Genomic DNA, 11,478 nt, shown 5'->3' on the forward strand with positions numbered 1-11,478 from the left:
CTTTTAATGAAGTTTTTATCTTTAAAAGAGTACAGAGAAAAAATCATATTAATTGAAAAACTAAACAAAGCTTATTATCAAAATGATAAACCATTAGTTTCAGATGCTGAGTATGATAAAATTAAAAAAGATATTTTAAATTTTGAAAAAAAAAATCCTGAGATTATAGATAAAAATTCCCCAACAAAAAAAGTAGGTTTTGCACCTTCAGAAAAATTTTCTAAAGTTAAACATCTTGTGCCAATGTTATCTTTAGATAATGCTTTTACAAAGAATGATGTTGAAGATTTTTTAAAAAAAATTAGAAATTATTTAAATTTTGAAAAAAATACCCCAATAGAGTTAACAGCAGAACCCAAGATTGATGGTATTTCTGCATCGTTAATTTATAGGAATAATAAGCTTGTTCGGGGTCTTTCGCGAGGAGATGGAGAGTATGGAGAAGATATAACAGAAAATTTATTAACGATCGAAGATATCCCTCAATTTCTTCATGGGGAGAGCATAGATAACGAATTTGAGATCAGAGGCGAAGTTTATATTGGAAAAAAAGATTTTGAAAAAATTAAAAATGACTTTGCAAATCCTAGAAATGCAGCAGGAGGATCATTAAGACAGAAAGATTCAAAAAAAACAAAGTTAATCCCTTTAAAGTTTTTTGCACATAGTATTGGTGATATAGATGAAAAAAAATTTAAAACACACATAAATTTTTTAAATTTTTGTAAAAGAATTGGTTTTAAAATAAATCCTCTTACAAAAATTTTTAGTTCAGTGGATGAATTAATCCGGAGTTATCTACATATTGAAGAAATAAGATCTTCATTAGATTATGATATTGACGGTATTGTTTATAAAGTTAACGATTTAACCTTACAAAAAAGACTTGGCAGTTTATCATCATCTCCAAGATGGGCTATTGCTCATAAATTTTCCTCTGAAAAAGCTACAACGGTTATTCGTAAGATTGAGATCCAAGTTGGAAGAACAGGAGCACTAACACCAGTTGCAAAATTAGATCCTGTGAATGTAGGTGGTGTTTTAGTATCTAATGCAACATTACATAATGAAGATGAAATCAATAGAAAAGATATTAGGTTAAACGATACAGTTATTATTCAAAGAGCTGGGGATGTTATTCCTCAGGTGGTTGAAGTTGTTAAATCTAAAAGAGATAAAAATAGTAAAAAATTTATTTTTCCAAACAAATGTCTCTGTGGACGGCCTGCAGTTAAAGATTATAACGAAACCTCAAAAAAATTGGATGCAGTTAAAAGATGCACAGACACTGGATTTAATTGCGAATTCATGGCCAGAGAAAAAATTAAACATTTTGTCTCAAAAGAAGCTCTTGATATTGATGGTTTTGGAAAAAAAATTGTAGAAGATTTTTGGTCTTTAAATTTTATTCGTTTACCCCAAGACATTTTTACACTTGATTATAAAAAAATAGAAAAATTAGAAGGCTGGGGAGTGTTATCAGTTAGTAATTTGAGAGCTGCAATTGAAAAAAGCAAAGATATTAGCCTTGCAAAATTTATATACAGCCTTGGTATACGTCATATTGGACAAGAAAATGCTAAAAATTTATCACGTTATTTTATTTCAATAAAAAATTTTTTAAAACTTTGTAATCCAGAACTTTTAATGAATGAAATTAATAGTATAAATGAAATAGACGGAATCGGAGAAACTCAAGTTGAATCTTTAATACATTTTTTTAAAGATAAAAAAAATAATAAAGTCATAAATGAATTAAGTAAAATTTTAAATATTCAAGACTTTTTAGAAAAGAAGATTGATAGTTTTTTTTCAGGCAAGAACATTATGTTTACAGGAGGATTTTCTAGTATGAGCAGATCTGAAGCGAAGTCATTAGCAGAAAATCTAGGAGCAAAAATATTAAGTTCTGTTAATAAAAGATTAGATTATTTAGTTATTGGCATGTCTAAACCAACAAAGAACAAAGTTGATAAAGCTAAAGAATTAGGTGTTAGAATTATAGAAGAAAAAGAGTGGTTAAAGTTTTCAAGAAATAGCTGAACAAGCATTGGATAATAATTTAAGTTCAATATTACTCATAAAAGGTTTTAGAATATGAAAGATTATTCGATGATAATTATTAATCCAATTTATTTCATTTTTATTTAGAAGCTTTTTGTTAATACAATCTTTATCAATTGGAACCATTGTGAGATTTGTAAATTTCAAATTGTTATTAATAATTTTTTCACAATAAATTAGATTTTCAATTCTTACTCCAAAATCATTTTCTTTATAAAATCCAGGTTCATTAGAAAGGATCATCCCTGGTAATATTTTATGATTATTAAAAGGTGATAATGCTTGCGGTCCTTCATGTACATTTAAAAAATAACCAACTCCATGACCTGTTCCATGTGAATAGTTATGACCTAGTTTTAGCAAATTGACCCTTGCAACTTTGTCTACATGTTTTCCTAATGTTGATTTATTTAATTTATATGAAGCAACTGCAATATGACCTTTAAGAACGTTTGAATAAATTTTTTTTTGAAAATTTGATACCTTGCCAATAGCTATTGTCCGAGTCATGTCGGTAGTTCCGAAGAAATACTGACTACCAGAGTCTAAAAGATATAAATTATTAGCTTTTATTGTTTTGTTGGTTTTATTATTTGATTTGTAATGAACTATAGCTCCATTTGCTCCAAATGCTGAAATGGTACTAAAACTTGGATATAAATATTCTTTGTTCTGTTTTTTGAAATTTTCTAATTTATTTTGTGCGGATATTTCAGTTATCTTTTTTTTTTTATAATTATTTTTTAGCCAAAAAATAAATTTAGTTAAAGCAATTCCATCAAATAAATGAGCAATTTTTGCATTATTGATTTCTGTTTTATTTTTTATAGCTTTTAATAAATATATAGGATCCTCGATATTAGTAAGTTTATTTGTAGAATCGATCTTATTTTCATAATAAAAACTACATGTTTTTCTATCTATTAAAATTTTAGATTTTTTTATTTTGCTTAAGTAGTTAACAAAAAATTCTTCTTTAACAATAACTACTCTTTTTTTAAAAAATTTTTTAATTTGAGGTGTAATTTTTTTTATGTTTGTAAAAAATATTATTTTACCATTCTTACTAAATAAAACTTTTCCATTTGTAAGCGGACTAGATAAGGCATCAGATCCTCTTATATTTAGTAACCATGAAATATTTTCAACCGCCGTTATAAGTAAATAATGAATATTTTTTAATTTAAGTAATTTACTAACTTTGTTAATTTTGTTTAAATAGTTTTCACCGTGGTATTTTTTTTCTAAAAGATAAAATTTATTATTACTAACTTTTATTTTATTTTTCCAAATTTTATCAATTAAGTTAATATTAATTGGTTTTAGATTAACAGAACTATTAGAAACAATATTTTTTAACTTACTAGTAGTAAAAAGTTTAGGATCAAATCCTAAAGTAATTTTTTTATTTATATTATTAAAAATATGATGAGGTGTAACTTTTGGAATCTCACAAATTTCAAAATTTTTACTACTTTCATTCTTTGCTTGGAGTATGTAACGTCCATCAACAAATAAATAAGATTTATTTTTAAAAATTAATGCAAATCCTGTCGAACCGGTAAATCCAGATATAAATTTTAATCTATCTTTAGATTTAGGAACATATTCTCCAAAATACTCATCATTCTTCGGGACTAAATAGGCGTCGCAATTTTGTTGATTTAAAATATTTCTTAATTGATTAATTTTGTTCATTACTTTTTTTTATAAATTTATCAATTATTTTTTTTTCTCCATGTTTCTTAAAAATAATAATAAGCTTATTATCTTCAATATGAATAACTTTTCCATTACCAAAATCATCATGACTTACATTCTCACCAACCTTAAAAATTGTATTATTATTACTGTAGCTAATCTTATTAAAATTATTTTTATTTTTTTTTGCTTGTTTTAATCTTTCCCACCCAGGACTTCTTGAAGGTTTTTCATAATCAGTTTCCTGGTTGAAATCAAAATCATTTTTTTCATATTCAGAATAATGATTTTTTCTGCAGATGTTTTCTCTTGGAAGCTCTTCAATAAAGCGAGAAGGAAGAGTTGGCATCCAATCTATCTCTCTATCTCGCTTACCACCAAAAATTCTCCTATTATTTACAAAAGAAATAAATAACTTTTTCTTTGCTCTGGTAATTGCCACATAAGCAAGTCTTCTTTCCTCTTCAATTGCTTGATGCCCTTTTTCATCAATCGATTTTTGATGTGGAAACAATCCTTCTTCCCAACCAGGTAAAAAAACTACGTCAAATTCAAGTCCTTTAGCAGCATGCATGGTCATTATATTTATTTTCTCTCCATTCCAGTCCTCATCTAGGGAGGTTTGCAATGAGATATTTTCAAGAAAATCTTGAAGGCTACTATAGTTTTTCATTGATAATACTAATTCCTTAAGATTTTCTAATTTACTGTCAGCTTCAGGAGTTTTTTCATTCATAAGCATTTGAGTATAACCAGACTCATCCAAGACTCTTTCCGTTAATTCATAATGAGTTATTTCTTTTGATAATTTTCTCCATAACTGAATATCAGTAATAATTTTTTTTAAACTTAAAATAGTTTTACTAGTTGAATTTTCTTGTTCACAATATATGAGCGATGCTTGTTCTAAATTAATATTTTTTTCTTTAGCAATTTTGTGAATTTCTTTTAGAGTAACATCTCCAATTGAACGTTTAGGTGTATTGATGATTCTCTCAAAAGCTAGGTCATCATTTTCTTGGTATATAATTCTAATATAACTAATAGCATCTTTGATTTCTGCTCGATCATAAAATTTTAACCCACCAATTACTCTGTAAGGCAGATTAATTTTTATAAATCGATCTTCAAATTCTCTTGTTTGAAAAGCTGCCCTAACTAATATAGATATTTGATTTAGCGAATATTCTTTTGATAAATTTTTTTCAATTTCATCTCCAATTGATACTGCTTCATCATATCCATTGTTGTAACAATTTACTTCTATTAAATCTCCTTTAGAATTTTCAGACCAAAGTTTTTTACCAAGTCTATCTTCATTATTAGAAATTAAAGAAGAGGCTGTATCTAAAATATTTTGTGTGGACCTATAGTTTTGTTCTAACTTAATAACTTTTGTATTAGCATTTAGTTTGTCAAAATTTAAAATATTTTTTACTTCAGCGCCGCGCCAACTGTAGATAGATTGATCATCATCACCTACACAGCACAAATTATTATTTTTTTTCGATAATAAATTTAACCAAATATTTTGAATAAAGTTTGTATCTTGATATTCGTCTACAAGAATATACTTAAAATTATTATGATATAATTCTAGTATTTCAGTCATAGTTTTAAATATTGTTACACAGTGTAAGATTAGATCACCAAAATCTACGCAGTTCATAATCTTCAGTCTTTGTTGATAAATTCTATATATTTTTAATGCAGTATTTTTAATGTAGTTTTCATTATTAACTTTAACATCACTAGGAATAAGACCTTTATTTTTCCAATCATCTATAAAAGCAGCAACTAATTTAGGGGGTATCTTTTTTATATCTATGTTTTCTGATTCAATTATATTTTTTATTAACCTTAACTGGTCAAGAGTATCTAAAATTGTAAAATTAGATTTTAAACCTACTGCTTCAGCGTGACGTCTTAAAATTTTATTACTAATTGAGTGAAAAGTTCCAAGCCAAGGCAGAGAAGAAGATTGAGCGCTAAGAAGTTTTAGTATTCTTTCTTGCATTTCATTTGCAGCTTTATTTGTAAAAGTTACGCAGAGAATTTGATTAGCCCAACACTTTTTTGTTTCTATGAGATGAACAACTCGGGTTGTTAAAACTTTAGTTTTTCCAGAACCAGCACCAGCCAAAATTAGTAGTGGTCCGTCAGTATGAATTACAGCTTCTTTTTGTTGATTATTCAGGTTTATTAAGTAATTTTGGCTAGTGGAAATCATAAAATCAAATAGATCAAGTAGTTAACATAATATAACAAAAATTAAATGATTCTTACGAAATTAAAGTCTTTTTATAGTCATAAAATCTATAGCCGCGTGATGGTTGTTTTTGCGTTATTAGTTTTTATTATTTTCTTATTACCATTTTTTATTGATCTTGATCGCTACAAACCTGAGATAGAAAAAGAGATTCAAGATAAAATTTTTATTAAGATTAAAATTAATGAAAAGATTTCTTACAAACCCTTCTTTAGGCCTCATATTGAATTATTTTCAGTAGATATTTTTGAAATTAATAAAAAAGAAGATACTTATATTGGAAATATTTATAAAATAAATCTCCGTATTAATATTTTTGATATAATCTTTAAAAATTTTAAAGTTAGTGATGTTGAAATTGTTGATGGAATCATTGAGTTAGAAAATAATTATTTTGATAATTTTTTTAAAAATACAGAAGTAACCAAAGATTTTAAAACAATTAAAATTCATAACTTAGATTTAAAATATTTTTCAAATAAAAGTACTATTGAGATTAGCGATATAAATAGTGAAATTATTTTTAGTAAAGGAAACATAAAAAGATTTGATTTAGCTGGAAATCTTTTTAATTTACCTTTTGTAAGCAAATTTCAAGGTTCAAGAAATCAAGGAAAAACTATTGGTAATTTATCAATAACTTCTAATGATCTTAAATTTTATTTTGATGCAAATCTAATAGATATTAATTTTTTAAAAAATGAATTTTTGGGCAATGCCAAAATAAGATTTGCAAATACTTTAAGTACAATTGGATTAAATAATTTAACTCTACAATTTAATTTTGATTTAAAAGAAGATCATGTAGATTTAAAAAATATTTTAGTTAATTCTTTTCTTTATAAAGGTGAAGGTTCTGCAAAAATTGATTTTAAACCAAGACTTGCTTTTATTAGTGAGTTTAATTTTATAGACACAAATTTTAAAAAATTATCTAATAATAATCTTAAAGACTATTTAGTACACAATAAGCTTTTTAATATTCATGAAGATTTTTATGGAGTCTTTAAATTAAATTTTAAAAATTTAGTTACTAATCATAATCTTTTTACTAATGCAGATACTGTTATTGTTGTTGAAGGTGGAGATGTGCATGTTAAAGAACTTAATCTAATTTCGAAATCTAATGATTTATTAAAAATAAGCGGACGTTTTATAACTCAAAATAGAGAAACAATTTTCTTTTTTAATTCGCAAATTGAACTCGTTAATATTAAGAATTTTTATAAAAATACTAATGGAGCCAGGGAAAAAATTGCACTTTTACCAAATGATAGTTTTTCTGGAAAAATGAAGGGAGATTTAAATATGAGAAAAGGAAGAGTTGTTGTGAATGAAATTGTTTCAAATAGTGGTAAAAAATATAACAAAAGTAGTCTGAATGCTGTTCAGGAAGAATTTAATCTGCGATTAAATAAAGATATTTTAAATGTTTTAGATCCTAGAATTTATAGTTTTTTATTCTAATTTGGATGTGTCATTTTTCTTGGATTAATTAATCGATCATACTCTTTTTCATCAACTAACCCGCTTTTTAAAGCTTCTTCTTTTAAAGAAGTTCCATTCTTGTGAGCTTTCTTTGCAATCATAGAAGCATTGTCATAACCAATTTTTGGAGCAAGAGCAGTAACTAACATCAATGAACTATTTAATAGTTGAGAGATTCTTTTTGAATCTGCTTTAAGACCCTTTAGGCAATATTTAACAAAACATTCAATAGAGTCAGAAAGCAAATCGATAGACTGAATCATACTATGACCAATTACTGGTTTAAATACGTTTAATTCAAAATGTCCATTTGATGCAGCAATAGTAATTGTTGTGTGATTACCCATGACTCTTGTACAAACCATCGTAACTGCTTCACACTGTGTAGGATTTACTTTACCAGGCATGATTGATGATCCGGGTTCATTTTCTGGAAGAATAAGTTCAGCATAACCAGCTCTAGGACCGGAGCCAAGAAATCTTATGTCGTTTGAAATCTTCATCAAGGCTACAGCAAGAGTATTAAATGTACCAGATAAATTTACTATTGGTTCATGACTAGCAAGCGCTTCAAATTTATTTGGAGCGGTTTTAAATGGTAGCTTCGTAATTTTTTTAATTTCTAATGCAATTTTTTTATCAAAACTTTTTTTTGTATTAATACCTGTTCCAACAGCTGTGCCCCCTTGAGCAAGGTAATATATTTCTTTAAGAGCTATTTCCGTGCGTTTAATACAATTCTTAATTTGCATATGATAGCCAGAAAATTGTTGACCTAAAGTTAATGGGGTTGCATCCTGAAGATGTGTTCTTCCAATTTTAACAATATTTTTAAATTTAGTTACTTTTGCTGCTAATTCTCTTTCTAATAGTTTTAAAGAAGGAAGTAGTCTTTTTTTAACATCAATTGCTACAGCGATATGAATAGCGCTGGGATAAGTATCATTTGTTGATTGAGATTTATTAACATGATCATTTGGATGGACAGGTTTTTTTGATCCAATTTTACCACCCAATATTTCAATTGCTCTATTAGAAATAACTTCATTAACGTTCATGTTAGTTTGAGTTCCAGAGCCTGTTTGCCAAACTTTAAGTGGAAAATGATTGTTAAATTTTCCTTTAATTACCTCATCAGAGGCTTTGATGATTGCTTGAGCGATTTTTTTATCAATAGATTTAAAATTAAAATTAACAATAGCAGCAGCTTTTTTAATGATTGCAATAGCTCTTATTATTTCTAGCGGAACTAATATTTTCCCGATTTTAAAGTATTTTAGTGAACGCTCTGTTTGAGCTCCCCAGTATTTATCAGCTGGAACTTTAATTTTACCAAAACTATCAGATTCAATTCTTGATGCCATATCGTTATTATCTTATATCACTAATGATAATTTTTAACAGTTGCTAATCAAGAAAAATTTATGAATGTAGTAATTATAGGAGCTACTTTTGGTATAGGTTATGAACTTGGTAAAAAATACTTAGATCAGTGCGATAATCTAATTTTATTAGGAAGAACCAAAGAGAAATTACAAAATTTAAAATTAGAATTTAATTCAAAAAAAACAAAGATATCAACATTTTTTTTAGACGTCACAGACAAATTAAACTGCCAGAGAACCGTTAATGAAATTATAAAAGAATTTAAAACTATTGATTTGGCTGTTTATTGTTCAGGCTATTATGAGCCTCATGATACTTTTGACATAAAATTAGATTTATTTGAAAAAACTTTTGCAGTTAATTTTTTTGGTATGATTAACTGTTTTTCAATCTTACTACCTCATTTTAAATTGCAAAAATTTGGCCATCTTGCAGCTATTAGTTCACTCGCAGGATTTGGCGGGCTTCCAAATTCTTCATCTTATGGACCTTCAAAAGCAGCAATGATTAATTATTTTGAGTCTATTAAAATTGATTGCGACAAAAATAATATTTCATTGAGTATTATAAATCCTGGATTTGTTAAATCTAGATTAACAGAAAAAAATACATTTGATATGCCATTTATTATGGAAGCAGATAAAGCTGCTGAAATTATTTTTGAAGGATTGTTAAGTAAAAAATATGACATTACTTTTCCAATTCAAATGAAAATTATTTTTAAGATTTTAAAAATTTTACCAAGACCAATTTATTTTTTATTGGTGAGAATTTTAACAAAAAATATTTAAATGTTTTTTGAAAAACATGTTTTTTGTTGCATTAATAAAAGGCCTAACTCTAATCCTAAGGGTTGTTGCAGTTCAAAAGACTCAGAAAGATTGCAAATAGAATTAAAGACAAAGATTAAAAATTTAAATCTTAATAAAAAAATTAGAATTAATAAATCTGGTTGTTTAGATCGATGTGATCTTGGACCAGTAATGGTTATTTATCCAGAAGGAGTGTGGTATTCTTTTAAAAACTCAAAAGATATTGATGAGATTTTAAATTCTCATTTATTAAATAATAAGATTGTCAAAAGATTAAAAATATAATTTTTTATTTTAAAGCTGTTGAGATATCTTTTTTTAAATCAGAAACGGTTTCTAAACCAATTGAAAGTCTAACTAAATTCTCAGTTATTCCAAGGGATAATCTTTCATTTTCAGTTAGAATACGATGAGTTGTTGTAGTTGGGTGAGTTACGATAGATTTTGTATCGCCTAAGTTATTGGAGATATCGAATATTTTTAATTTATTAATAAATTTAAATGCTTCTTTCTTTTTTCCCTTAATTTTAAAACTTAAAATTGTTCCGCCTAGTGTTTGTTGTTTTTTAGCAAGTGAGTATTGAGAAAAATTTTTTAAAAATGGATAAAACACTTTTTCAATTTTAGAATGTTTATCTAAAAACTGAGCAATCTCTAAGGCAGCATTTGATTGCGACTCTACTCTAATTTTAATTGTTTCTAAACCTTTTAACAAAACCCAAGCATTAAATGGACTAATGGCAGGACCTGTATGTCTTAAAAATGGTTTTAAAATATTTTCTTTAAATTTTGTTGAAGATAATATTGCTCCACCTAAAACTCTTCCTTGTCCATCAATATGTTTTGTTCCAGAATAAACAATAATGTCAGCACCTAGTAAAACTGGTTTTTGTAAAACAGGACTTGCAAAAATATTATCTACAATAGTTTTAATTTTACTTTTTTTTGCAATATTACAAACAGCTTTAATATCAATTAATTCTAAAAGTGGATTTGAAGGTGTTTCAAAGAAAAAAATTTTTGTATTTTTCTTAATAGCTTTTTTCCATTCATTGATATTTTTTCCATCTACAAATGTTACTTCAATCCCATATCTAGGTAGAATATTTTTTATAATTTCTTTACAGGATCCAAATAAAGCAGATGAAGAAACTAAATGGTCACCAGCTTTTAATTGACACATTAATGAAAAGAAAACAGCAGCCATTCCACTTGCTGTTGCAAAACAATCCTCAGAACCATCTAATAGCGCTAATCTTTTTTCAAATGTTTCGACAGTTGGGTTTGAGTAGCGAGTGTACTGAAAGCCTTTCTTACTACCTTTAAAAATAGCTTCAGCTTGTTCAGCGCTATCGTAAACAAATCCTGATGTTAAAAATAATGCTTCTGAAGTTTCATTAAATTGACTTCTGTTTAATCCTCCTCGAATTAAATTAGTATTTGTTTCAAGTGTTGTTTTTTTCATTTTTCAGTTCTTAATTCTTTTGCTGCTTTGACCATAGTTTCAAGGGCAGCTATTGTTTCAGGCCAGCCTCTAGTTTTAAGTCCGCAATCTGGATTTACCCAAATCCTTTTTTTATCAATTAACTTAGATGCTTTTTGAATAAGTTCTTTCATCTCATTTTTGTTAGGAACTCTAGGAGAATGAATGTCATAAACGCCAGGACCTACTTCATTTGGATATTTAAACTTTTCAAATGTTTTTAATAATTCCATTCTAGATCTTGATGTTTCTATGGAGATAACATCAGCATCTAA

The 11,478-nt window shown here is 26.9% G+C and carries 8 protein-coding genes and 1 pseudogene; 4 read left to right on the top strand and 5 right to left on the bottom strand.

Going from position 1 to position 11,478, the window contains the following annotated elements:
• Positions 1-6: 6 nt before the first annotated feature.
• Positions 7-2,043, top strand: a complete 2,037-nt coding sequence (gene ligA / locus AC8IGH_RS02580; protein WP_507419157.1) for an NAD-dependent DNA ligase LigA — start codon at positions 7-9, stop codon at positions 2,041-2,043.
• Here ligA and AC8IGH_RS02585 read toward each other — a convergent pair.
• Together AC8IGH_RS02585 and AC8IGH_RS02590 are read right to left on the bottom strand one after the other, a co-directional pair.
• Complete coding sequence (locus tag AC8IGH_RS02585; RefSeq protein WP_507419158.1) at positions 2,029-3,762, bottom strand: M24 family metallopeptidase; 1,734 nt, start codon at positions 3,760-3,762, stop codon at positions 2,029-2,031. The two genes, ligA and AC8IGH_RS02585, sit on opposite strands and share 15 nt — an antisense overlap.
• Positions 3,749-5,995 (bottom strand): ATP-dependent helicase, encoded by a 2,247-nt coding sequence (locus AC8IGH_RS02590; RefSeq protein WP_507419159.1) that lies wholly within the window; start codon positions 5,993-5,995, stop codon positions 3,749-3,751. The genes AC8IGH_RS02585 and AC8IGH_RS02590 overlap by 14 nt, the downstream gene beginning before the upstream one ends.
• 99 nt (positions 5,996-6,094) lie before the next feature.
• Between AC8IGH_RS02590 and AC8IGH_RS02595 the strand changes: the two genes are divergently transcribed.
• Positions 6,095-7,501 carry an AsmA family protein gene (locus tag AC8IGH_RS02595; RefSeq protein WP_507419160.1) on the top strand — a complete coding sequence of 469 codons (1,407 nt, stop codon included), beginning with the start codon at positions 6,095-6,097 and terminating at the stop codon, positions 7,499-7,501.
• Here AC8IGH_RS02595 and fumC read toward each other — a convergent pair.
• Entirely contained in the window at positions 7,498-8,886 is a 1,389-nt protein-coding gene (gene fumC / locus AC8IGH_RS02600) for a class II fumarate hydratase (protein WP_507419161.1), read from the bottom strand. The genes AC8IGH_RS02595 and fumC overlap by 4 nt on opposite strands.
• Before the next feature lie 60 nt (positions 8,887-8,946).
• On the opposite strand from fumC, the gene AC8IGH_RS02605 reads away from it, so the two are divergent.
• Complete coding sequence (locus tag AC8IGH_RS02605; protein ID WP_507419162.1) at positions 8,947-9,699, top strand: SDR family NAD(P)-dependent oxidoreductase; 753 nt, start codon at positions 8,947-8,949, stop codon at positions 9,697-9,699.
• On the top strand, positions 9,700-10,005 hold the full coding sequence (locus tag AC8IGH_RS02610; RefSeq protein ID WP_507419163.1) for a (2Fe-2S) ferredoxin domain-containing protein: 306 nt from the start codon (positions 9,700-9,702) through the stop codon (positions 10,003-10,005).
• Between the two features lie 4 nt (positions 10,006-10,009).
• Here AC8IGH_RS02610 and metZ read toward each other — a convergent pair whose 3' ends face one another.
• Together metZ and AC8IGH_RS02620 are read right to left on the bottom strand one after the other, a co-directional pair.
• A complete protein-coding gene (gene metZ, locus AC8IGH_RS02615; RefSeq protein ID WP_507419164.1) occupies positions 10,010-11,185 on the bottom strand; it encodes an O-succinylhomoserine sulfhydrylase in 1,176 nt (391 codons plus the stop codon).
• Positions 11,182-11,478 (bottom strand): annotated as a pseudogene (locus AC8IGH_RS02620) (5-methyltetrahydropteroyltriglutamate--homocysteine S-methyltransferase); the annotation flags it as partial. The gene metZ and the pseudogene AC8IGH_RS02620, both read right to left, overlap by 4 nt.

Origin of the sequence: Candidatus Allofontibacter sp., assembly GCF_038145245.1 — a bacterium.
In the GTDB taxonomy this organism is placed as follows: Bacteria; Pseudomonadota; Alphaproteobacteria; order Pelagibacterales; family Pelagibacteraceae; genus Fontibacterium.

Coding starts and splice junctions, on each gene's coding strand:
- AC8IGH_RS02595 (WP_507419160.1), top strand. CDS start 6,095: ATGGTTGTTTTTGCGTTATTAGTTTTTATTATTTTCTTATTACCATTT.
- ligA (WP_507419157.1), top strand. CDS start 7: ATGAAGTTTTTATCTTTAAAAGAGTACAGAGAAAAAATCATATTAATT.
- AC8IGH_RS02585 (WP_507419158.1), bottom strand. CDS start 3,762: ATGAACAAAATTAATCAATTAAGAAATATTTTAAATCAACAAAATTGC.
- fumC (WP_507419161.1), bottom strand. CDS start 8,886: ATGGCATCAAGAATTGAATCTGATAGTTTTGGTAAAATTAAAGTTCCA.
- AC8IGH_RS02590 (WP_507419159.1), bottom strand. CDS start 5,995: ATGATTTCCACTAGCCAAAATTACTTAATAAACCTGAATAATCAACAA.
- AC8IGH_RS02605 (WP_507419162.1), top strand. CDS start 8,947: ATGAATGTAGTAATTATAGGAGCTACTTTTGGTATAGGTTATGAACTT.
- metZ (WP_507419164.1), bottom strand. CDS start 11,185: ATGAAAAAAACAACACTTGAAACAAATACTAATTTAATTCGAGGAGGA.
- AC8IGH_RS02610 (WP_507419163.1), top strand. CDS start 9,700: ATGTTTTTTGAAAAACATGTTTTTTGTTGCATTAATAAAAGGCCTAAC.